The sequence below is a fragment of the Parabacteroides sp. ZJ-118 genome (genome assembly GCF_011038785.1).
Classification (GTDB): Bacteria; Bacteroidota; Bacteroidia; order Bacteroidales; family Tannerellaceae; genus Parabacteroides.
This window is the reverse complement of sequence record NZ_JAAKDT010000008.1, coordinates 35649-59822: the sequence shown is the minus strand read 5'-3', so window position 1 is coordinate 59822 and position 24174 is coordinate 35649. Positions and strand designations below refer to the sequence as shown.

The 24174-nt window shown below is 51.9% G+C and carries 21 protein-coding genes and 1 pseudogene; 10 read left to right on the top strand and 12 right to left on the bottom strand.

The window, feature by feature from the left end; genetic code table 11:
* Window positions 1-7: 7 nt before the first annotated feature.
* From G7Y39_RS04115 to G7Y39_RS04065, 11 genes and pseudogenes are all read right to left on the bottom strand, one after another.
* Window positions 8-2209 (bottom strand): S9 family peptidase, encoded by a 2202-nt coding sequence (locus G7Y39_RS04115; RefSeq protein WP_165155333.1) that lies wholly within the window; start codon window positions 2207-2209, stop codon window positions 8-10.
* On the bottom strand, window positions 2190-3731 hold the full coding sequence (locus tag G7Y39_RS04110) for a class I SAM-dependent RNA methyltransferase (RefSeq protein ID WP_165155332.1): 1542 nt from the start codon (window positions 3729-3731) through the stop codon (window positions 2190-2192). The genes G7Y39_RS04115 and G7Y39_RS04110 overlap by 20 nt, the downstream gene beginning before the upstream one ends.
* 123 nt (window positions 3732-3854) lie before the next feature.
* Window positions 3855-3953, bottom strand: a pseudogene (locus tag G7Y39_RS13620) (serine acetyltransferase); the annotation flags it as partial.
* Between the two features lie 134 nt (window positions 3954-4087).
* Entirely contained in the window at window positions 4088-5095 is a 1008-nt protein-coding gene (locus tag G7Y39_RS04100) for an NAD-dependent epimerase/dehydratase family protein (protein ID WP_370520353.1), read from the bottom strand.
* Window positions 5096-5100: 5 nt separating this feature from the next.
* Window positions 5101-5292, bottom strand: coding sequence for a hypothetical protein (locus tag G7Y39_RS04095; protein WP_241159957.1), 192 nt, complete (start codon window positions 5290-5292; stop codon window positions 5101-5103).
* Window positions 5293-5327: 35 nt separating this feature from the next.
* Entirely contained in the window at window positions 5328-6089 is a 762-nt protein-coding gene (locus G7Y39_RS04090) for a metal ABC transporter ATP-binding protein (protein WP_165155329.1), read from the bottom strand.
* Window positions 6073-6954 carry a metal ABC transporter solute-binding protein, Zn/Mn family gene (locus G7Y39_RS04085; protein WP_165155367.1) on the bottom strand — a complete coding sequence of 294 codons (882 nt, stop codon included), beginning with the start codon at window positions 6952-6954 and terminating at the stop codon, window positions 6073-6075. The genes G7Y39_RS04090 and G7Y39_RS04085 overlap by 17 nt, the downstream gene beginning before the upstream one ends.
* Window positions 6955-6974: 20 nt before the next feature.
* On the bottom strand, window positions 6975-8264 hold the full coding sequence (locus G7Y39_RS04080) for a S28 family serine protease (protein ID WP_165155328.1): 1290 nt from the start codon (window positions 8262-8264) through the stop codon (window positions 6975-6977).
* A 6-nt stretch (window positions 8265-8270) separates the two neighbouring features.
* Window positions 8271-9188: a tRNA epoxyqueuosine(34) reductase QueG gene (queG, locus tag G7Y39_RS04075; RefSeq protein WP_165155365.1), complete on the bottom strand. Its 918-nt coding sequence runs from the start codon at window positions 9186-9188 to the stop codon at window positions 8271-8273.
* Window positions 9188-9799, bottom strand: a complete 612-nt coding sequence (locus tag G7Y39_RS04070) for a polysaccharide deacetylase family protein (protein ID WP_165155327.1) — start codon at window positions 9797-9799, stop codon at window positions 9188-9190. The genes queG and G7Y39_RS04070 overlap by 1 nt, the downstream gene beginning before the upstream one ends.
* A 6-nt stretch (window positions 9800-9805) precedes the next feature.
* Window positions 9806-13063 carry a DUF2723 domain-containing protein gene (locus tag G7Y39_RS04065; protein WP_165155326.1) on the bottom strand — a complete coding sequence of 1086 codons (3258 nt, stop codon included), beginning with the start codon at window positions 13061-13063 and terminating at the stop codon, window positions 9806-9808.
* Window positions 13064-13495: 432 nt separating this feature from the next.
* Between G7Y39_RS04065 and rpoN the strand changes: the two genes are divergently transcribed.
* From rpoN to G7Y39_RS04015, 10 genes are all read left to right on the top strand, one after another.
* Window positions 13496-14953, top strand: a complete 1458-nt coding sequence (gene rpoN / locus G7Y39_RS04060) for an RNA polymerase factor sigma-54 (protein WP_165155324.1) — start codon at window positions 13496-13498, stop codon at window positions 14951-14953.
* Between the two features lie 6 nt (window positions 14954-14959).
* Window positions 14960-15580 (top strand): hypothetical protein, encoded by a 621-nt coding sequence (locus G7Y39_RS04055; protein ID WP_165155322.1) that lies wholly within the window; start codon window positions 14960-14962, stop codon window positions 15578-15580.
* A 16-nt stretch (window positions 15581-15596) separates the two neighbouring features.
* Window positions 15597-15977 carry a glycine cleavage system protein GcvH gene (gene gcvH, locus G7Y39_RS04050; protein WP_165155320.1) on the top strand — a complete coding sequence of 127 codons (381 nt, stop codon included), beginning with the start codon at window positions 15597-15599 and terminating at the stop codon, window positions 15975-15977.
* A 2-nt stretch (window positions 15978-15979) separates the two neighbouring features.
* Window positions 15980-16486, top strand: coding sequence for a 5-(carboxyamino)imidazole ribonucleotide mutase (purE, locus tag G7Y39_RS04045; protein ID WP_165155318.1), 507 nt, complete (start codon window positions 15980-15982; stop codon window positions 16484-16486).
* Between the two features lie 92 nt (window positions 16487-16578).
* A complete protein-coding gene (locus G7Y39_RS04040) occupies window positions 16579-18414 on the top strand; it encodes a 4-hydroxy-3-methylbut-2-en-1-yl diphosphate synthase (protein ID WP_165155316.1) in 1836 nt (611 codons plus the stop codon).
* A gap of 34 nt (window positions 18415-18448) precedes the next feature.
* On the top strand, window positions 18449-18883 hold the full coding sequence (gene dut / locus G7Y39_RS04035) for a dUTP diphosphatase (RefSeq protein ID WP_165155314.1): 435 nt from the start codon (window positions 18449-18451) through the stop codon (window positions 18881-18883).
* A 29-nt stretch (window positions 18884-18912) separates the two neighbouring features.
* Window positions 18913-20631, top strand: coding sequence for a lipopolysaccharide assembly protein LapB (locus tag G7Y39_RS04030; protein WP_165155312.1), 1719 nt, complete (start codon window positions 18913-18915; stop codon window positions 20629-20631).
* Window positions 20628-21473, top strand: coding sequence for a DUF4292 domain-containing protein (locus G7Y39_RS04025; RefSeq protein WP_165155310.1), 846 nt, complete (start codon window positions 20628-20630; stop codon window positions 21471-21473). The genes G7Y39_RS04030 and G7Y39_RS04025 overlap by 4 nt, the downstream gene beginning before the upstream one ends.
* 6 nt (window positions 21474-21479) lie before the next feature.
* Complete coding sequence (locus tag G7Y39_RS04020) at window positions 21480-22736, top strand: murein hydrolase activator EnvC (protein ID WP_165155308.1); 1257 nt, start codon at window positions 21480-21482, stop codon at window positions 22734-22736.
* Between the two features lie 205 nt (window positions 22737-22941).
* Window positions 22942-23712, top strand: a complete 771-nt coding sequence (locus tag G7Y39_RS04015; protein WP_165155306.1) for a DNA-binding domain-containing protein — start codon at window positions 22942-22944, stop codon at window positions 23710-23712.
* A gap of 6 nt (window positions 23713-23718) precedes the next feature.
* Here the strand turns inward: G7Y39_RS04015 and G7Y39_RS04010 are convergent, their stop codons facing one another.
* A complete protein-coding gene (locus G7Y39_RS04010; protein ID WP_165155304.1) occupies window positions 23719-23874 on the bottom strand; it encodes a hypothetical protein in 156 nt (51 codons plus the stop codon).
* Window positions 23875-24174 lie beyond the last annotated feature (300 nt).

Genomic DNA, 24174 nt, shown 5'->3' with positions numbered 1-24174 from the left:
CTGATTTTCAATCTTTCAAGTAGTCATCGAAATACCTCGTAATCTTCTCATGCAAATGCGGACGATCCTTACCGCTCACGTTATGCTCATGACGAGGATAAACAAAGTAGTCCGGATAAGTATCAGCCTCCACGCAAGCCTTCAAGAAACCGAGGCTGTGTTGCCACACCACCACCGGATCGATATCCCCATGTATCATCAACAGATGGCCTTTCAGATTACCGGCCTTCCGTTTCAGGTTCGCATTCTCATAACCTTCCGGATTATCCTGCGGGCGATCCATATAACGCTCGCCATACATGATCTCGTAATTGCTCCAGTCGATAACCGGGCCTCCGGCCACGCCAACCTTAAAGATCTCCGGATAAGTCAGCATCAAGTTCGTTGTCATAAAACCGCCATAACTCCAGCCATGCACCCCGATACGGTCGGCATCCACATAAGGCAAGGACTTCAGGAATTCGACACCTTTCACTTGGTCCGCCATCTCATTGATACCCAAATTACGATGAATCACGCTCTCAAAAGCATGTCCGCGATTTGCCGAGCCGCGGCCATCCACGGTAAACATCACATAACCTCTCTGTGCCATATAGAGATCCCAACCGCGAACCCCGTTCTGCCAGTCGCCCGTAACCAATTGGGCATGCGGGCCTCCATAGACGTAGACAATCGTAGGATACTTCTTCGTCTCATCCAAATCCGGCGGTAAAGTCAACCGGTAATTCAAGCGAGTCTTCCCATCGGCGGCAAGGAGATGTCCAACCTTGATCCGCGGCATCCGATACGATTTAAAGGGATCCGGAGCGGAAAGTAAGGTGGAAATCACCTTAGCGTCCTTCACACGGACTAAATCGATATCCCTCGGGGTGGAGGGAGAACTTACATAATCAATTGCGTATTCGCCGGAGGGACTAAGCAGCCAACGGTGCACGCCCACTTTCCAACTCAAGCAACTCATGATCTCATTCGTTCTCAAATCCGTCTCCCAAATATAACGTTGCATCCCCGTTCCTTGCATATTCGGAGATACGGGATGAGGCGCCGTACCCTCGAAAATCACCTTATTCCCATCTTTGCTAAAGCCCAGCACCTTAGTAACCACCCATTCTCCACCGGTTAGCTTCCTTAATTCCTTTCCGGTCGTATCATACAGGTATAGATGGTTATAGCCATCCGCCTCACTCTGCCAGATAAACTTATCCGGATCGTTCGGCAAGAAAAGCACGGGATGCTGCGGCTCCACATAACAACGATCCGTCTCGGTAAACAGATCAGCCTCTTTCTTTCCCGTCAGGGCGGAGTACCGCACCAAGTGCATCTCGTTCTGCTCGCGATTCAACTCAGCGATATAAATACTCTTCTCATCCGGGCTCCAAGCGATATTTGTCAAGTATTTCTCTTTCGGCAAGCCCGTCTCCAGCCAAACCGTCTGTCCGGTAGATACATGATAGACGCCCACCGTAACCTCATGGCTCTTCATTCCAGCCATCGGATATTTATGAGGAACCGGGGTAGCGCAACGGGTATCGATATTCACCAACGGATAAGCGGTCACCATACGCTCATCCATACGATAAAACGCCAGTGCCGAGCCTTTAGGAGACCAAAACATACCTTTCGTAATCCCGAACTCCCGTTGATGGACAGCCTGCCCGCATACGATGCCATCCTCTGTCTCACGTGTAACGATCGTATTTTGTCCATCCGGGGATAAAATATGCACATTGTTCCCCTCCGTAAAAGCCAAGTTATTCGTAGCCGGACAGAAATCATAATTCGCCCAGTTATTCCTCAAAGCGTAATCAGCGACTACCCTATTTTTCTTGTAGTCGTAGTGAATCCGGTGCTGTTTGCTAGTAAAAGCCAAGACCGAACCGCTTTCGTAGGGTGCCGAGAAGCCGGGCAAAGAGCCGACTGTCTGCAGATTTGCCGCCGTCAAGGCCCCGTTCAGTCTTTCCAACGAAAAGAAGACCTCTTCTTTTTTCCCCGGCTTAGCCCCTAACACACTATCTCCCTTAACATACAAGTACTCGTCTCCACACCATCGCAACTGTTTCAAGTTACGAGGTACGAATCGGCTATACGTTTTTCCTCCCGGAATCAAGTCGTGCAAGGTGAGTTGCTTATCTTGGGCGGTAATTGACATCGCGAATAAAATCAGACAAAAGCTTATAAACAGAGACGGTCTAATCCTCATATTTCTCATATCCTCTTCGTTTTATCGGTTTATTAAACAGACGTTTTCCATCACGCTTATGATCGCCAAACCCCTTCTTACGATCATCCTCATCCCGATAACGCATTTTCACGGGGCGTTCCCCTTTGGGCTTGATCGGCCTGCGACTCGGGGCATCCCCGAATCTCTTGCGCATCGGACGATCCTCTCCCCGGTCTTCCCCAAAGACACGTTTCCCCGGAATGGAAGCGAAACGCTCATCCTCCTCCTCGCTATGGGCAGCGGCGAAACGACGTTCCGGACGATCCACACGACCCGTACGGAAGTCCGGACGATCATTGCCCCTACGCTCGAAAGAGCCTTCCGATCTACGCAGACGCGCCTCTCTATCCTCATTCAATGCCTTTTTGAAGTCTTTATTGGTTCCCTCGAATAACTCATAGCAACGGTATTCGCACTCCAAGGAAGCGTTCATCAATTTAATCCTCTCACTCGGACGCAAGCCGATCTTATCGAAACATTCATCTTTATAGCTCAGGATCCAAGCCTTATACCCCACGAACACATGTTTCAGACGCTCGCCGATCATATTATACAATCCCAATAAATCACGAGACGAGATACGCTCTCCGTAAGGCGGGTTCGTCACCAATATACCCGGTCGCGGAGCCTCCGTATATTGTTGGAACGGTTTCACCTTCAGATCGATATATTTTACCAAGCCAGCGCTGCGGATATTCTCCAAGGCGATATCGATAGCGGCTTGGGAAATATCAGAGCCATAGCAATGGAAAGCGAACTCACGCTCCCCACTTTCGTCATTATAAATACGGTCGAACAGTTCCTCATCATAGTCCACCCATTTCTGGAAAGCGAACTCCTTGCGATGAATACCCGGAGCGATATTCAAGGCGATCATGGCAGCCTCGATCAACAATGTGCCGGAACCACACATCGGATCCACGAAATTAGACTCTCCTTTCCAACCGGTTTTCAGGATCATGCCGGCGGCCAACACCTCATTCAACGGAGCTTCCGTTTGATCCACCCGATAACCGCGCTTGTGCAAAGACTCGCCGGAGCTATCGATGGACAAGGTACAATCGTTATGCGAAATATGGATATTGATATATAAGTCCGGATTATTGACACGAACAGACGGACGCTTCTTGAACTTCTCGATGAAATAATCCACGATAGCGTCTTTCGTGCGGTAAGCGACAAACTTCGAGTGATTGAAATCCTCGGAATAGATCACCGAGTCGATAGCGAACGTCTTGTCCAGCGACAAATACTTCTCCCACTCCACCTTTTTCACCTCCTTGTAAACGGTATCAGCATCTTTGGCCTTGAAATGATAAATCGGTTTCAGAATGCGCAGGGCCGTACGGCTGTGGAAATTCGCTTTATAAAGCAATTCCTTATCACCCGTGAAGGAAACCATTCGACGACCGATCTGCAGGTCGTTGGCACCTAAAGCTAATAACTCCTCGGCCAAGATCTCTTCCAACCCGTATAGGGTTTTGGCCACCATCTCAAATGTCTCGCTCATTTTAGTTGAAAATTGAGAATTGAGAATTGAAAATTATTCTCAATTGCGTATTACGTTGTTTGTTATTAATTATTCTCATTTCGCTTCAATTGTGTAACCGTACTCCCCGCTGGTACATCCTCCGCTATCCCCTTGAAAGATACGTACATGATTGCCGATCACGCTCGTCTCGCCGATCACCGTACCCGTCCCGGGGTCTATCGAGAAATGATGACCGATCCGACAATTTCCGATCGCCCAATACGCGACTATGCCTCTGTATATCCATTATTTGCGGAACATTCTTTATGATACGCGAAAATAGTATTTTATTTGAGAACGGATTCACGAAGAGGCATCAAAAAAAAGAGTGATTTTTACAACCACCCCTCCTTTTTATACCATTCGATACTTTCTTCCAAGCCTTTCCGTAAAGGATAGGCCGGGATAAAACCTAAATCATCTTGAAGAGGAGTGACATCGCAAATCCAGTTACGCTGCTTCAAGATGATGTATTTATCACTATTTAGCGTCATACTCTTCTTCAACAGTTTGCCGATCCATTCGGAGCAATGGCAAGCGATACGCACCAATCCCAGCGGTATACGGGCATGCAATACCCGCTTCTTCCCTAAAATATCTTGTATCATACGGGCAAAAGACTCATCTGTGTAGACCTCTCCGTCGGCCACGAAATAATGCCGGTTCTTTATCTCCTCTTTCTCAAGGGAGAGGAAGGCCGCGGTCGCCAAGTCTTTCACATAGATAAACGTAATTCGCTGGGGAATAGCGCCTACGGCGAAATCGAATCCTGACTTTACGCTTTGTATCTCCATGAAATAATCCTTCTCACCCGGGCCGTATACCCCTGTAGGGCGCAAGATCACGTAAGGGAAATAAGATTGTTCGCGGATGTAGTTCTCCGCCTCCAGCTTACTTTGGCCATAAGCCGTGTCCGGCCGCTGCGGATCGTCCAGGCGTATCGGGCGGAACGTCTTCTCGTCGCCTCGCCCATAACTGCTCAGGCTGCTCATCAAGAGAAACTTCCTCGGTTCGCAACCGGCGGCGGCTAACGCCTCGATAAATCGACGCGTATTCTCGGCGTTCACACGGAAGAAGTCTCGTTTATCCAATGTCTTCGTCAACCCGGCGTTATGGATCACGTAATCCCATGCCCCATGCGCACGGGCAAAATCCGAGAGCTGGGCCGTAAGCGCTTCCCGATCGCCATATTTCAAGTCGATGAAATGGATGCGTTTATCTCGCAGATGCGCTTTACTGCTACCCGCACGAATACCTGCCCACGTCTCATACCCACGGCGAAGCGCCTCCTCTACCAAGAAACCGCCGATAAAACCACTCGCTCCGGTTATCAATATCTTCATATCCTTCATTTTTCTTTCATGTAAAATGTATAATAATACCACAGCAGCCCGATCCAATTCAAGAACACGATCGTCAGCATCCAAAGAATCTTTTGTTTCTTACTGATGAAAGGGTTTTGCGATACGGCCTTACATCCGAACAGGATTACGGCAATACCTACGATATAACCGATCTCCGGCAAGCTTATCCAGCACATGATTTGTGGTATCATACAAATAGAGTTATCCCGAATTATTCGTGTGGGTGTTTCTTCAAGACTCGGTGCGGCAAGTCGCCATGCCCCACCAACTCGATCGGGCAAGCGTATTTCCCGCCCAACCATTCCTCGGAGACGTTCGCTCCCGGGTGATAATGCAAAGTCTCGTTTACGCAAGCGATATTCTTCACCATCGCCAAAATCGTACCGATATCATGGGAAACCAAGATAATAGCGCTCTCTTTATTGATCTCTTCCAAAAGCTGATAAAAACGAGACTCGAATCGCTTATCCACATACGAATTAGGCTCATCCAAGATCAACATCCGCGGACGGGAGACGATAGAACGCCCCAATAAGACCCGCTGCAACTGACCGCCGGAAAGCTCACCGATGGCCCTGCCTGCCAACTCCTCCAATCCCATCTGTACGATCACCTCATCTACACGCTCTTTCTGAGACCTGTTGAATGAACGAAACAAAGGTTTCTCCGCGGATAAACCGGAGGAGATCACTTCCCGTACCGAGATCGGGAACCTCTTATCGATCTGGCTCATTTGGGGCAGATAACCGATTTTCAAGGAAGGAACTTCTACATTTCCGGCGTAAAAACGAACCGTTCCGGAAACAGGAGGCAACAGACCCAGTATCACCTTCAAAAGCGTCGTTTTCCCACCGCCGTTCGGTCCGATAATCCCCAAGAAATCATTTTCCCATACATCCAGCTTCACGTTACGCAAAGCGATCTTATTACCGTATCCGGCGGTAACCTCTCTCAACTCAATCAACTTGTCCATCGGCCAACGATTTTGCGATATGAATCATTTCCTTACTCCAATCGTAATCCAGCGGATTGATCGGGATCAGACGGCAACCGGTCTCTTTGGCGATCAGCTCGGCGTTCTTCCGGTCAAACTCCCGTTGGATAAATACGACCTTCGCGTTATGTTCCCGTGCGATCTCGACCAGTTCCTTTAATTGCGCGGGAGAGGGCTCTTTTCCATCCATCTCGATGCAAAGCTGGGTCAAGCCATATTCGTTGGCCAAATAGGTCAGGGCCGGATGGTAGATAATAAATGTCTTATTGTCAAGAGAAGATAATAAACCGGAAACGATCTTTTCCGTCTCCCCTATTTCTTTCGTCAGTCGCTCATAATTCGCCCGGTAATATTCCTCATTCTCCGGGTCCAAGGAGACAAAAGCGTCCAGGGTGTTCTTGGCGATCACCTTCGCCCCGGAGATGGAGCTCCACGTATGCGGATCGACACCTCCGGGATGATGATGGTGATGCTCCTGTTCCTCTTCTTCCTCTGGGCTTTTAAGTAAATCAATTCCTTCGGACAGGTCAAAAATCTCAAGTCCCGGATTATTATTCCGGATATTATCCATCCAAGCCCGTTCGAACCCGATCGATCCGATCCTTAAATAGCCTTGGCTTTTACCCACCTGCACCATTTGCCGCGGTGTAGGATCATAGGTCTCCGGACTTTGCCCCGCCGGAACCACGCAATGAACCGTAAATTTATCTCCGGCTATCTTCTCCGCGAAATACCGTTGCGGCTCAATCGTCACGCTGACGATCCGCTCATCCGTCCGTTTATCTCCGCAGGCCATAAACAGCAAAACCAGCAAAGCCGATATCAGTAACTTAAAATCTCCCATCTCTTTTTTCAATGCCCCTCCTACTCTGCCAGCCATTGGTTGATTTGCGTAAGGATCCTTTCCTTCATATCCTCCGGCATATTGCCGATACGGGCACCATGGCTACCTCGGGGCTGGATGTAAATTTGCTCGTTCTTCTTACCTTTGAAAGCGGGCACCATGGCTGCGCTCCACGGGTCGATCTCGCCGTAGATAAAGATCATTTTCGGGTCGTTGTCCTTCAAGAAGTCATAGATCTTGTGGTACAGGGCCGGGCGGAAGTCTACCTTGCCGACCAGTTCCCCGGGAAGCATGATACGGTTTAGGTATCCCTGGGCGCTATCGATCGTAAGGTATTTCTTGAAAGGTTTCACGTCGTAGCCATAATAACCCAGCTCACGGGCGGCTTGTACGAAGAAAGAGATGTTGGGCTGGTTCTCGGCAAAGTAATCAGGCCCGCTGATGTTCATCAGATGGTCGAAGAGCGCCTGATCGTCGGCAGACCTGGAAGGGATCGTATTCACCGAAGTTCCCCATTGCCAAAGCGCGAATGAATACTCCAACACGCAATAATCCAATACCTCGGGCATCGGAATACGGAAAGTCAAGTCCTTATTCTTGCAATAGCTCTCCAATAAGGGGAGCATATCAGACTTGCGTTTCAAGACTTCCAATTGAAAATCCCGTATCTTCTTGCGTTCCGCCTTCGTACCTACCTTACGTAAGAAAGGCTCGTGACGGCCATCCTCCACGCCTTTGCACAACGGGCCTACGTATGGAACGGAGAAATCCACGTCGTCCGGGAAAAAGGCACGGTAGAGCATCGTAGTCTGCCCACCTTTGCTGATACCGGTACTGATCCATTTTTCCGGGTAGATCTGCTTAAACGTATTCCGGACATTATGCAAATCGTACGCGGAGTTCTCGGCGGTCAGATAATCCCAGTTCTTGGGTTCCGGCGTCGACTCCAAGAAATAACGGTACTCCACGAACACCAGGTTCGCGTTCAATAGCTTGGACAATTCCTCTTGATATCTCGGGTTGAGGGCGTAGGCGGCTCCATATCCCTCGGTCACGATAATGGTAGGCCGGTCATACCCCACATGGCCCACGATCACCCGTTGCGTAAATGTCCCGGCGGCGGGGTCTTTCGGATCGACCTGCTGCGTAATACGCACCACATACTTCTCCGGATAATGATCGGATTGAAGTTTTTCGATGCCACTAATTCCCTTTAGGGCGGCAAGCTTCTCTTGTAAGTCTCCGGGAGCGGCCATTACCGTCATCACCGACAGGAAGAAGAGAAGCAAGAAGTTAAATGATCTTCTCATGGTAACTTAGTCTTTTAGATATTGTATTGTTCGTAATAATCCCTCATATTTGGCGCGTCTCACCGCCGAACGCGCAAAGATACGATTATAATCCTCACGACTCAAAGCCTTGAGGTCGTCTTTTTTAAGGGCGAGCAAAGCAGGGGTGGGATGAAAGGCCGCTACCGCCGTAGGCATAGCGAAGCGGTTCCAAGGACAAACGGCTTGGCAGGTGTCGCAACCATAGATGCGATTTCCTAACAGGGAGGCTTGCTCAGCGGGGATCTCCCCGCGATGCTCGATCGTAAGATACGAGATACATTTGCGGGCATTCAACCGTTTCGCCCTTTCCAAGGCTCCGGTAGGGCAAGCGTCCATGCAGCGGGTACAGGAACCGCAGAGATTCTTTTTGGGGGAATCATAGGTGTCGACTTCCAAGGTCGTCACGATCTCCCCAAGGAAAAAGAAAGAGCCTTTGCCCGGAATGATCAGATTCGTATTCTTCCCGATCCATCCCAAACCGGCTTTCCAAGCCCAATAACGTTCTAGCAAAGGAGCGGAGTCCGTAAATACACGGGCCTCATCAAAGGAGGGATGATACTCGGTTATCGCTTTCCATAATTGGCGAAGTTTATCCTTTACGACCCCGTGATAATCTTCTCCGTACGCATAACACGAGATATAAGGTTCCTCCGGATTCCGGAGAACTTCCGGATAATAATTCAAGGCTACGGAGATAACCGATTTGGCACCTTCCACCAAGCCCCCCGGATTAAGACGGATATCGCGGTAATTTTCCATGTATCTCATTCCCGCATGGCAACCCTCCGCGATCCATTGGTCAAAATAAGCCTCCTCACTCTCGGCCTTCGCTACTCCAGCGATACCGCAAGCGGAAAAGCCTAACTCCATTGCTTTATCTTTTATAAACCGGGAGATACCCATCATTCAAAGACCTTAAATTCGTAGCCTTCCTCCAAGAGCCATTCGACAGCCCGGGGCATTGCCTCCCGCATATTGCGCTCGGCTTTCAGGGAATCGTGAAAAACGATAACGGAACCATTACGGGTATAATTCTTTACCACGTTGAAAACACCATTCGGAGTCATGTGCGGGCTGTAGTCACGAGTGACCACGTCCCACATCACGATATGATAATGGCGGCGGAGCCATACTACCTGCGGAAAACGCATGTGCCCGTGAGGAGGCCTGAATAAATTGCCGGGAATATATTCGGCAGCCTTTTCCACATTCGCCAAATAATTCTTCGTCCAGAACTTGATACCCTGGATATGATTGAACGTATGGTTACCGACACGATGCCCGCGATCCACCACCATCCGGAAAACCTCGGGATGCTTACGTACATTATCCCCTACCATAAAAAAGGTAGCCTTGATCCCATACGTATCCAATGTATCTAAAACCCAAGGGGTAACCTCGGGAATCGGGCCATCGTCGAAGGTGAGATACACACACTTCTTCTCTGCCGGTATTCGCCAAGTTACCCCCGGGAACAGTGCCCTGTAAAACCAAGGCGGTTGTTCTATAAACATACTTTGTTAGTCTTTTGCCACTGATCCGTAAGCCATACGGTAATTATCAAATTCCTCTTGATAAAGCTTCGCGAACTCAGGATTATACTGTTTGCTTACACGTAATACCTCTTGGAGAACCGCCAAGTTATGACCTAAATCACTTTCAACCGATGATAATTGCCCCGGACGCAAACGGAAATACCAGTTTATACTGCGCAACGCATTGTCCGCTATGCCTTTATAAATCATCTCCGCCTTCTCCTTCCGGCCCAACTCGTAATAAAGCTCACCCAAGGAAAGAGCGCTGTAATCCAACGGGACATTCTCGGGAGGCAATACCTCCATTGCCTTATCCAATACGTTCAGCGCTTTCTCATTCTCACCTTCCGCGACCAAAGCGGCAGCCAACTTACCGAACAACGCGATGCGATAGCTCTTACACATCCGCATCACATTCTCATCCAAGTACACACCCGGCGTATTGACTCCCCCCCATTTGAACTTATTCATCACGTTGTCATACATCTTCTCCGTATTGATCGAACGAGTCGTTCCCTGTGTCTCCATCGGAACGATCTGATAAGCCATACCGGTCTGCTGGAAGTACGGATCCAGTTTTACGAACTGATCCGGGCTTACGGTAATCGCGTAATAGATCGGACGGCTCCAATCATTCGTCTGCAACATATCCAAGATAATCAACTCTTGTTTACCCAAGACATCCTTGCCTTTCAAGTCAATCTTCATCTCTTTTCGCAAATACGGTAAGTCAGCGGTATCGATCACTCCGGCAGCCATAACCGCGGCGGAATCTACCCTCATCGTCAATGTCTGCGCAGGGATATAATCCAATTCTTGGTTGATTCCCGGGATCTTCTTAAACTTCGGATCGTTACTGCGAACGAAATCAAGAGCGGTCTTCAGATCGATCGATTTATCCGTCATCGGGAATATATAAGCGGCATCACGAGTACCTTGCACATAATCCTCCGGTTGCCAAGAGATTGGAAGCGGATCAGATTCGTATGCTTGCTTCTTCATTTGATTGATATACCAGTCGGTTTGCAAATAGCTCGTATTGCATACACGTACATCCGTACGAATACCTTCCACCTCCTGCGCATACCACAACGGGAACGTGTCATTATCGCCATTCGTAAATATAACCGCGTTCGGCTCGCACGATTCCAAGTAATTCGCACCGAAATCGCGACAAACATAACGATTCGAGCGATCGTGATCATCCCAGTTCTGCGCACCCATCTGGATAGGGACCAACAGGCACAGTAGCGTCGCGACAGAACCCGCCACTACCGGAGATAGCTTGCCATACTCCCGCAATCCTTTCGCCAAGGCCGCCACACCAAAACCGATCCATATACAGAACGCATAAAACGATCCGGCATACGCATAGTCTCGCTCACGAGGTTGATACGGCGTCTGGTTCAAGTAAAGCACGATCGCGATACCCGTCATAAAGAACAAGAAGAACGTGATCCAGAATCCCTGAATACCCCTCTTCCCGGCATAAGCTTGGAATAGAAGCCCCAAGATACCCAACAGAAGCGGTAACATGTAATATACGTTATGCCCCTTATTGTTGATAATATCGAACGGCATATCCTCTTGCGGGCCCACCAAAGCCTCATCGATAAAGGGAATACCGGTTATCCAGTTACCATTCGAAACTTCGCCGTGACCTTGTATATCGTTCTGCCGTCCGGAGAAGTTCCACATGAAATACCGCCAGTACATGAAATTCAGCTGATAAGCGAAGAAATAACGCAGGTTCTCGGCAAATGTAGGTTTCATCACCGTCACCATCTCGCCACAACGGTTGAACTTCACCGGTGTACCTTTTACTTGTGCCCACTCCTTATAAGCAGCCACATGACGTCCGTCGCTACTATACATACGGGGGAAAAGCATACTCAACTCATCCACATATTCGTATTCCGTATCGTAACGAGAGATATAGTAATGATCCTTCTCGTTTTTGTCTTTCTTAATGACACGGCTCCACGTTGGCTCACCCTCTTTCGATACAGGTACGCAAGTACCGCCTTGGTTCTCGCGTCTCACCTCGGAGACATAGGTCTGGCCGTAGATCAACGGGGTCTTACCGTATTGTTCACGAGCCAAATAGGTACGCAAGGTAAAGATATCCTGCGGTGCGTTCTGGTTCATCGGCGTATCGGCTGTCGCACGAATCAATGTCAAGGCATAGGATGAATAACCCACTACGATTACCATCAAACAAACCAAGATCGTATTCAGCATCTTGATATTTACCCGCTTGCTCATGAACAGATAAGCCGTCAAAGCCGCCGTAAGGATCACGGCGATCACGTAACCGCTACCGATAAATGGAATACCCAGCAATACGATCGAAAGGATAAAGGAGATCTTCATCCGCACCGGATGGACCTCGTCTCGCATCGTCTCCCGGATCGCCCAGATCAACGAAGCCGCCAAGATAATCACGAACGCATATACACCCGAGTTATACGGCGTGCCGAACAGATTGACAAACAACAGCTCGAAATAACCGCAAACCTCAACCAAACCTTGTACGACACCGTACATCATCAAGCCCACGATAGCGAACGACACCAACAAAGCGATCAGCGTACCCTTCATCGTAGGGTTCGGGAATTTCTTGTAATAATACACCAACACGATCGCTGGGATACACAATAAGTTCAGCAAATGGACACCGATACTCAGGCCCATCAGATAAGCGATCAGTACAATCCAACGATCGGCATGCGGGCGATCGGCGGCTTCCTCCCATTTCAGGATCAACCAGAATACCACGGCGGTAAACAAGGAAGAATAAGCATATACCTCGCCCTCCACGGCGCTAAACCAAAATGTATCGCTAAATGTATAAGCCAAAGAACCTACCAAACCGCAACCCATGATCGTAATCATCTGCCCCAAAGACATCGTTTTATCGTCTTCCACGATAATCTTACGAGCCAAATGGGTAATACTCCAGAAAAGGAATAAGATCGTCAGGCCGCTAAACAGGGCGGACATCGTATTAACCATCACAGCCACCTTGGAAGGGTCGGAGGCGAACTGCGTAAACAAATTGGCTGTCAACATAAAGAAAGGAGCTCCGGGCGGGTGCCCTACTTCCAGTTTGTATGCCGAGGAGATAAACTCACCGCAATCCCAGAAACTGGCGGTGGGTTCCATTGTCATCAGATAAACGGCAGAAGCGATCAAAAAAACGACCCACCCCAACACGTTGTTGATTAGTTTGTACTTTCCCATACTTTGTATAAGTGTGATAATTAATTATTTCTACTTGCGTACCCACCGGGCAGTCGGCCGCGAAGGTAATCATTTACGTTTAATACCTAACGTTCCATCCCCCTATAAATTATATAGAGTAGATTAGAATTATCAATCGTTCGTTAAAAATGACGTAAGCTTGATTTAGCAGGTTCGATTTAGAAGGATAAGCATAGAGAAAAGTTTGTAGTACACAAAACGACAAACAAAGAAAGCTAAGTCGTTAAAATATAAATCAAACACTTCGATGGAAATCAAAGTTGGGTTAAAGTCGCCAGGGTCCATCATGCACCTTGTTTAGAACTATTATAGTTTAATAGCTGTACTGTTAAAACTAAAAACTTATATTTGCATGCTGATAAATAAGGGGGCGGGTGATTGCCCTGCCCTTACAGTGCAATGATTTAGATTATGTTAAAGCAACAGTTACAACAAAAGTTACAGCAAAAGCTATCCCCTCAGCAGATACAGTTGATACGGCTTCTGGAGCTTCCCGCGGTTGAGCTGGAAGAGCGTGTGAGGCATGAGCTGGAAGATAACCCTGCCTTGGAGGAAGGAAAAGAGCCTGTTGATGATTTTGAACGTACTGATACAGAGGAGGGGGGAGACGAGATCCCTTCTGCCGATGCCGAGACCGACCTCTCTTTGGGAGATTATTTAACGGAAGACGATATACCGGATTATAAGCTGCGGGAAATGACCGAGCGTGCGGAACGGAAGGAGGATGTCCCCTTCTCCGTAAGCCAATCCTTGAATGAGTTTTTGCTACAGCAGCTCGGGTTAAGGGACTTACCGGATAAGCAGATGAAAATAGCGGAGTATATCATTGGAAATGTCGATGATGACGGTTACTTGCGCCGGGACCTTTCGGCGGTAGCGGACGACTTGATCTTCCAAGCCGGACAAGAGGTGGATGAGAAGGAGATCGAGTCTGTCTTGCATATCATCCGAGATTTTGAGCCTGCCGGGGTAGGGGCTCGCGACTTGAAAGAATGTCTGCTGATCCAGTTGGATAAGAAGGAGAAGACTTCGGTTACGAATTTGGCGATCCGTGTCTTGACCGAATATTTCGAGGAGTTCATCCGCAAACATTACGATAAGATCTTACGAGGCCTCGATATTGATGAGGGAACGTTGAAGAAGGTCATTCACGAGATTACGATGTTGAATCCGAGACCCGGAAGTAATTGGGGTGGTTCCATGGAAGTGGCGATGAGCCAGATCATCCCGGATTTCGTGGTGGAAGCGCATAACGGAGAGCTTCTCTTGAGCATGAACAGCCGGGGGATACCGGATATGCGTATCAGCCGGGAGTATGCCGAGATGTTTCAGGATTATACGGCGAATAAGGCGAATCAAACCGCTGAGAGACGGGATGCCGTACAGTTCGTGAAGCAAAAGCTCGATTCCGCGCAGTGGTTTATCGATGCGATCAAGCAGCGTAATGAGACCTTGCGACGTACCATGGAGGCGATTATCTGTTTACAACGGGACTTTTTCCTGACAGGCGATGAGGCTACACTCCATCCCATGATCTTGAAAGACGTAGCCGAGCGCGCGGGGTATGATATCTCCACCATTTCCCGGGTAAGCAACAGTAAATATGTACAAACGAATTTCGGTATTTATCCGTTGAAATACTTTTTCTCCGAGTCTATACAGACCGATACCGGCGAGGAGATCTCGACCCGTGAGGTGAAAAAGATCATGAAAGAGCATGTGGATGCCGAAGATAAACGAAAACCGTTGACCGACGAGGAGTTGGCTACGATCCTGAAAGAAAAGGGATATGTCATCGCCCGGCGTACGGTAGCGAAATACAGGGAGCAACTGGGGGTTCCGGTCGCTCGTCTGAGAAAGGAGATATAAAGGCGTATGAGACTGTTCTCGAATATAATATCTTTCGTGTTCCATCCGTTGCTTATGGTGACCTATGGGATCGTGTTGGCGTTGATGTTTACATTTCTCGCCATTTACCCGTTGCCCGTGAAGCTGCTGATTGCCGGAGGCACCTTCATTTCGACAGCGATAGTTCCCGGACTTTTCATTTTCTTGTTGGTGAGAAATGGCGCGGCCGGCGATATAGAGCTCTCCGACCGGAAGGAGCGGGTGGTCCCTTATCTGATTTTTATCACTTCCATCCTGGCCTGTATCTTTTTCCTATACAAGATGCTGATTCCTTCTTGGTTGTTAGCGATGTTGATCGGGGCTTGCGTAGCCTTGGTAGCCGCCTTGTGCATCAACTTCGCTTGGAAGATCAGCGCGCATGCCATTGGTATCGGCGGGTTACTGGGCGGTATTATGGGAATGGCGCGTATCCATATGATAAATCCCTACGGCTCTTTTATGGCCGCATTGATCGTGGCCGGTTTATTAGGTACCTCGCGTATCTTTTTAAAAAGGCATACACCCATGCAGGTATATGCGGGGTTTTGTTTGGGATTTATATGTACCTTTGTAGCCTCACTAGTGAGTTATATCTATTTATTTATCTAATAAAAACACTAAAATTATGAATTTTCCTACAGATTTGAAGTACACAAAAGACCATGAGTGGATTCGTGTAGAAGGTGACGTAGCCTATGTTGGCATTACTGATTACGCGCAAAGCGAGCTCGGTGAGATCGTTTTTGTAGACATCACGACAGTGGGTGAGACCGTCGCTAAAGAAGCGGTGTTCGGTACGATCGAGGCTGTCAAGACTGTTTCTGATCTTTTCATGCCCGCGGGTGGCATGGTCCTGGAAGTAAACGCGGAGCTGGAAGACGCTCCCGAGCTGGTGAATGAAGACGCTTATGGCAAAGGTTGGTTGATCAAGATCTCTGTTTCTGATGCCGGAGAATTAGAGGACTTGCTATCCGCCGAAGACTATCAAAAGCTAATCGCTAAATAAGAATGACACCCGTTGTAAGTATTATCATGGGTAGCACCTCGGACCTACCCGTTATGGAGAAGGCGGCCAAGTTCTTGGATGAGATGGAGATCCCGTTCGAGATGCATGCGCTATCCGCGCACCGTACTCCCGCGGAGGTGGAGGCTTTCGCCAAGGGAGCCAAAGGACGTGGAATCAAGGTTATCATCGCCGCTGCCGGAATGGCCGCTCATCTTTGCGGTGTGATCGCCTCCATGACGACGGTTCCTGTGATCGGCGTGCCTATCAACGCTACGCTGGACGGTATGGACGCGCTGTTGGCTATCGTGCAGATGCCTCCGGGAATCCCCGTGGCTACTGTCGGTATCAATGGCGCTTTGAACGCCGGAATCCTCGCGGCGCAGATGCTTGCCGTCGGCGACGAGCGGCTTCAGGAGAAGCTATCCGCTTATAAGGAGGATTTAAAGAAGAAAATCGTGAAGGCTAACGAGGAGTTGGCCAAGGTTTCTTTCAAATACAAAACTAATTAATTGACAGATGACAAGTGGCAGTTGATGGTTACGATAAACGATAACTGTCAGCTGTCTATTGCCAGCCGCCAACTATCAATTGTCAACTGGAAATGGCCTACTTTAATTACAACCGCCGTAAATCGTCCGTTGCCCACATCGGCGACACACCCCTGGGAGGCGGGAATCCCATCCGTATTCAATCCATGGCGAATGTATCAACGATGGATACGGCGGCAGCGGTAGCTCAAGCGATCCGTATGATCGAGGCCGGAGCTGAGTACGTGCGTTTTACGGCGCAGGGAGAGCGGGAAGCCCGGAACCTGGGCGAGATTCGTAAACAATTGGATGAGCGAGGGTATACGACCCCCTTGGTCGCGGATATCCATTTTAATCCCAAAGCGGCGGCAGTCGCTGCCGCCGAGGTGGAGAAGGTACGCGTCAACCCGGGGAACTATGTAGATAAGGTAAAGACATTCAGCCATCTTGAATATACGGAGGAGGAATACGCCGCCGAGATCGAGAAGATCCGCGAGCGGTTCGTCCCTTTTTTGCGTATCTGTAAGGCACACGGCACCGCTATCCGTATCGGTGTGAACCACGGCTCGCTTTCCGATCGCATCATGAGCCGTTATGGGGATACCCCCGAGGGGATGGTGGCGAGTTGCATGGAGTTCCTTCGTATTTGCCGGGAGGAGGATTTCCCGGATGTGGTTATTTCGATCAAGGCCTCCAACACCGTCGTCATGGTAAGGACCGTGCGGCTGTTGGTACGTACGATGGAGGCCGAGAACATGCGTTACCCCTTGCACCTTGGGGTAACGGAGGCGGGTGACGGCGAGGATGGGCGTATCAAGAGCGCTGTCGGGATCGGTACGCTTCTGAGCGACGGTATCGGTGATACGATCCGGGTCTCTTTGAGTGAGGATCCCGAGGCGGAAATGCCGGTAGCGCGTAAACTGGTGGATTATATCGGGGAGCGGGAAAATCATCGTCCCATCGAGGCCTCGATGGCTCCCGGGTTCGATACGGTGGCGGCAAGCCGCCGTACAAGCCGTGTGGTGGAGGGTATCGGAGGCACGTTCCCGCCGGTCGTGATCTCCGACCGTAGCGACGGAGATTTTGAGTTTGATTATATGTCCTTGCCGGACTATATATATATAGGAAAGGAAGATCCGGATAATTTGCCGGATAATTTCCGTTTGTTGGTCGACGCCCATTTCTGGAAAGAGCGTCCGAACGCGTTTCCTTGCTTCATCGCCTCGGAGGCGGAGGAGCTAAAGGATTACGATTGCCCGCTTAAGTTCATCCGTCTGACGTACGCGGATCTTACGGATCGTATGCTGGAGATCTTGAAAGCGGATAAGGCCGCGGTAGTCTTATTGAGCACACATCACCGGAATGGGGTTGGCTCGCAACGTGCGGCCATGCACAAACTGCTGATGGCAGGTTGTGACGTGCCGGTTGTCTTGCATCGCGATTACCGGGAGACGGACGTGGAGTCGTTGCAATTGAAATCCGCCGCCGATCTCGGTACGCTTTTGCTGGACGGTTTCGGGGATGGCCTGATGCTGGGCGACGAGGGATGCGGGGCGGTGGTCTCGGACCGCTGTATGTTCGGGATCTTGCAGGCGACGAGGAGCCGTATCAGCAAGACGGAGTATATCTCCTGCCCGAGTTGCGGACGCACCTTGTACGACCTGCAGACAACGGTCGCCCGTGTCAAGGAGGCCACTTCCCACCTGAAGGGCTTGAAGATCGGCATCATGGGCTGCATCGTGAACGGCCCCGGCGAGATGGCCGATGCCGACTACGGCTATGTAGGCGCCGGACGCGGGCAGATCAGCCTGTATAAAGGCAAGGAATGTGTCCTCAAGAACATCCCCGAGGAAGAGGCTGTAGAACGTTTGGTCCAGTTGATCAAAGAGAACGGGGATTGGGTGAATTGACTTGGCCATCGACAATTTGTTTATCTTTGCACGTATGAAAGTAAGAATTATCAATCAATCGCGCCACCCGCTGCCGGGCTACGCGACTCCTTTGTCTGCCGGGATGGATATCCGGGCGAATCTGTCGGAATCGGTCGTGTTGAGGCCGTTGGAGCGTAAATTAATCCCGACCGGGCTGTATATCTCGCTGCCGGAGGGCTATGAGGCCCAGTTGCGTCCTCGCAGCGGGTTGGCTTTGAAGCATGGGATAACCCTGCTGAATACACCGGGTACGATCGACGCCGATTATCGGGGAGAGATCGGCGTTATTCTCGCGAATCTGTCTTCCGAGCCTTTTACGGTGAATGACGGGGAGCGCATCTGCCAAATGGTGATAGCCGCCCACAGCCGTGTGGATTGGGAACCCGTGGAGACGTTGGATGATACGGAGCGGGGAGCCGGGGGATTCGGCCATACCGGAAAAGAGTAAGTGTAATAAGGTTAACAAGAATAAATAGAATGTTTAAGCAACTGATATATCTCATCGCTTTCCACGCGTTGGTCGCCGCGCTCCCGGCCGGTGCCGCGGCGACGGAGAAGGAGCGGCGCAAGTTCGATTACTTCTTTTATGAGGGCTTGAACTTGAAGAACGCCGGCAAATTCGACGCCGCCTACGACGCTTTCAACCACTGCTTGGCGATCGACTCGACGGCGGCTCCGCTCTTGTATGAGCTTTCCTCCTTCTACGTGCGGCTGAACCGTCCGGAAAAAGCGGTCGAGATGTTGAAAAGAGCCGTGGCCAACAGCCGGGATAATTTCACCTACAAGATGGCCTTGGCCTCCATCACCCGGAACCTGGGCATGTATGGCGAAGCCGCCGAGGAGTACGAGGCGCTGGTCCGCGATTACCCGGAGAAGAAGGAGCTGAATTATTACCTGGCCGATGCCCTGACGCAGGCCGGCGAGATCGGGAAGGCGATCGCGGCCTACGACGCGTTGGAGTCGGTAATGGGCATGAACGAGGCGATCTCCATGCAGAAATACAAACTGTACGTCCGCTTGGAGAAGCCGGAAGCGGCCTTCAAGGAGATCGAGAAGCTGGCGGCCAAATACCCCATGGAGGCCCGTTACCAGATCGTGCTGGGCGACCTTCACTTGGAGAACGGGGAGATGGAGAAGGCGTTGGCCTGCTATCAAAAAGCGAATGAGATGGATCCGACCGACCCCTACTATATCGTCTCCATGGCCAATTACTACGAGGCGAAAGGGGACAAGGAGGCCGCCGAGCGGCAGATCCGCAGCGCGTTGGTCAACGAGAAGCTGGACGTGGAGACGAAGGTGAACATCCTCTCCCGGTATATCCTGAAGCTGCGGCAAACGGAGCAGGAGACCGAGAGCGCGAACCCCCTGTTCCAGACCCTTCTGGAGCAACATCCGGAGGATATCGACCTGAAGCTGATGTATGGCGGGCTGCTGATGGTCCAGGGGAAGACGGAGGAGGCGAGATTCCAGTTCCAGCTGGTGACCGAGCTGGAGCCGGGCAAGGCCGAGGCCTGGCAGCAATTGCTGAGCCTGGCCTTGACCGGGGAGGATATCCCGGAGGTCGTCCGTATCTGCACGGCTTGCATGGAGCTTTTCCCCGAGTCGCCGGAATACCACTTCTACCTGGGGATCGCCTATTACCAGCAGGAGAAATACCAAGAGGCGCTGGATACCTACTACGCGGGCCTGGACATCCTCCCGAAGGAGAACCTGCCGCTGAGGTCGGACTTCTACGGCCAGATCGGTGACATTTACCACCAGATGGGGCAGTCGGACCAGGCGTATAAGGCCTACGAGGAGGCGTTGAAGTACAACGACAAGAACGTGGCCGTGCTGAACAACTACAGCTACTTCCTCTCCCTGGAGAAGAAAGAGCTGAAGAAAGCGGAGCGCATGAGCGCCCAGTGCATCAAGCTGGAGCCGGACAACGCCACCTATCTGGACACCTACGCGTGGATATTTTTCGTACAAGGCAACTATACCTTGGCGAAGATCTACATCGAGAGCGCGTTGGAGAAGGACAAGACGAAGAGCGCCGAGCTCGCGGATCACTATGGAGACATCCTTTTCATGAACGGTGACAAGGAGAAAGCGGTGGAGCAATGGAAAGAGGCGAAAGAGAGGGGGAAAGAGACCGAGGTCTTGAACCGTAAGATCGCCGAGCGGCAATATATAGAAGACAAGAACGCGAGATGAGAAGAGAGAGTTTCCGGGCCCTCCTGTTGTGCGGAGGCCTTTTCCTTTTGATGCTGGCCGGCTGTAGGTCGTCCGGGAAGGTCGCGACGGAGGGATCCGCCGGCGTCAAGGCCCACGACGAGTTCCTCCGGTCGATGGAGGAGCGATCCTTCCGGTTCCGTACCCTGACGGCCCGCTTGAGCGTGGAGCTGGACATCCCCGGCAAGCCCATGAGCGCCCGGGTGGATATGAAGATGGTCAAGGATAGCGCTTTCCAGCTGTCGGTACAGCCGTTTCTCGGGATCGAGATCCTCCGTATCGAGCTGAGCCGCGATACGATCAAGGTGGCGGACCGCATGAACAGACGCTACCTGATCGAGAACTACTCCAATTTGCGAGGGCAGACCCCCATCGAGTTCAACTTCTACAATCTGCAAGCCCTTCTCACGAATCACCTGTTTATCCCCGGGGAGCGGGGCGTCTCCCGCGAGCACTACGATCGCCTCAAGCTGAGGCAAGAGGGCCCGGTCGCCGAGATCCGGGCCGAGGATGCCATGGGGCTGCGCTATACCTTCAGGGCAGACGGCGCGGAGAAACTGCTCGCCACCCACGTGGCGGACCCCGCCGACCGCTACGGCCTGCGATGGCTGTACGAGGACTTCCGCTGGGTGGATCAGCAGCCATTCCCGGCGCGGATGGACGTGCGGGTGCTGAAGAACGGGCATCCCGAGGGCGGGGCGACGATCCATTACTCCCGGATCCGGCTGGACGAGCCGCTCGAGCTGGACTTCCCGCTCCCTTCCAAATACAAGCGCGTCACCTTCGCGCAGCTACTGAAAACGATTACGAACCCGAATCCCTAAGCAGTCATGAGGTACGTCTGGATCCTTTTAGGGGCATGGGCCCTGTCCGCCGCGGTTTACGGCCAGAAATCCGCCGCCGTCCGTCAGCTGGAGCAGCGGCGCGCGGAGGCGTTGGCCGACATCGAGGCGACAGACCGCTTATTGCGGGAGACGGCCCAAAGCGCCAAGACCTCCCTGAACCGTTTGAACCTGCTCGCGCGGCAGATCCTCTCCCGCAAGGAGGTCATCCGGCTGTTGAACCAAGAGCTGGACGAGATCGAGCGGGACATCTCGCGGATCCAAGAGCAGCTGGGCCTCCTGAGGCGGGAGCTGGCCGACAAGCGGGCGAACTACGGCAAATCGATGCAGGGGCTTTACAAGCGCCACAGCTCGCAGGATAAATTGCTGTTCATCCTGTCCGCCCGGAGTTTCTCCCAGTCCATGCGGCGCATGCGCTATTTGCGGGAATACGCGGACTGGCAGAGGCGGCAGGCGGACGACATCCTCGAGAAGCAGGCCGAGATCCGCCGCCGGCAGGCCGAGATGGAGAAGACCCGGGCCGAGAAGCGCGCCCTCCTGGGCACCCGCCAGGAAGAGAGCGAGAAGCTGGAGAGCGAGGAGACCTCGCGGAAGGCGGAGGTCCGGCGGCTGGACAAGAAGCAGAAAGAGCTGAAGGCGGACCTCCAGAAGAAGCGCCGGCAGGCCGAGGCGCTGAACCGGCAGATCGAGAGACAGATCGCCGAGGAGATCGCCCGCGCCGAGGCGGCGGCCAAGGCGGAGCGCGCGCGTAAGAAGGAGCCGTCCCGCGAGGAGCGCGTGGCGGATACGAAAGGAGGCTACGCGATGACAAAGGCCGAGAAGCGGCTGTCCGACGATTTCGCGGGCAACCGGGGGCGCCTGCCCTACCCGGTGGCCGGGCGGCACACGATCGTCGCCGCGTTCGGCGAGCGGCAGCACGAGGAGCTGAGGTATGTCCGGACCAACAACAGCGGCATCGACATACAGACCTCCCCCGGGGCGGATGCCCGCGCGGTGTTCAACGGGGTCGTGACGCGGGTATTCGTGGTGCCGGGCTACAACAATTCCGTGATCGTCCGTCACGGCAACTACCTGACGGTCTACAGCAACCTGAGCCAGGTCTACGTGAAGGCGGGCGACGGCGTCTCCACCCGCCAGGCGATCGGAAGGATCTATTCCGACCCGGAGGACGGCAACTCCACGATCCTCCACTTCCAGCTCTGGAAGGAAAAGACAAAGCTGAACCCCCAGCCCTGGTTGGAATAACCCCGCGCCGGCAGTACCCCCCACAGCCCCCCCTGTTTTTTATTGGGTTAATTTTAAGGGAATCGGGCGCGTTCTATTAAAATTTCATTATATTTGCCGATGCCTTACCCCGGGAAGGGGGGCGCGGAGGGGGGGCGACCCCGCTTGACCGCCTTCCCGCCCGGCACGAGGCAAGTAGAGTATTAACTTTAAATAATCAAAACCTATGGTAGGAAAAATTATCCTTAGCGCAGACTTGTATGACAACGTACTAACCGAGAAACCGGGCGATTATGTGGCCAAACCGCGCATCACCGGCACGTACCGCAACACGGACGTAGCCGCCGACATCGTGGCCGAGCGCACCGAGTACCGCCCGGAGACCATCGAGAACATCCTCACGCTGGCCGACCGCAAGAAGGTAGAGGCCGTGGCCAACGGCAAGAGCCTCGTAGACGGCGTAGGGCAGTACCTGCTCAACCTCTCCGGCTCGTTCGAGGGAGAAGCTCCCGTCTTCAACCCGGAGATACACTCCGCGGGCGTTACCTTTACCCCCGGCAAGCCGCTGCTGGATGCCTTGAAGAACATCACCTTCAACCTGAACAAGGCCACCACCGGGCCGGTCATCAACCAAGTGCTTGACGTACGCACCCAAAGCGTGAACCTACAGGTCACCCCGGGCAAGAATGTCATCATCTCCGGAGCGAACCTCCTGATAAAGGGCGACAACCCGGCCAACGGCATCTTCTTCACCAAAGACGCCGCGGGAGCCGCGCCCCAGAAAGTCGAGTTCTTCTCCCGCAGCACCACCTCGGAGCAGATCGTGGAGGTACCCGAGGGGCTGGCCGACGGACAGTACAAGCTGAGCATCACGACACAGGCCGGAGCCAGCTACAGCCTCCTGAAAGAGCCCCGCACCTACGTCTTCCCGATCCTCCTCACCGTGGGTGAGCGGCCCGAGGGAGATGGCGGCGACGCGAGCCCCGACGAACTCTAATCCGGGTCACTCCCCGGAGCCTCGATCGATACCCCTGCCGGTCTCCCGGCCGGCACCCGGGTCGATCGAGGCTTCGACATAGGTATCGATCCCGGCACCGACCCCCCGCTCGATCTCCCGATCGACCCCATACCCATGAACAAATGTTAAAATCACATTCATATTTTGTTGTATTGGATTTAACCTATACCTTCGGCCCTTGTATTATGAAAACCAGATGACACAGTTTACGATAGATAGCATGTTAACCTTTTTTACCAATATACATTTGGCAAAACGGGATAATTGTGTAGCAAGCAAGCAAGCAAGCAAGCAAGCAAGCAAGCAAGCAAGCAAGCAAGCAAGCAAATAATATCTATATACGACGTATACGATCCCGCATGCGGAGGATTTCCTCCGCATGCGGGATCGTTGCGTTTGGAGCAATCCGCGTTATCCCGGGACAGCCTGTCCCTGCGTTCG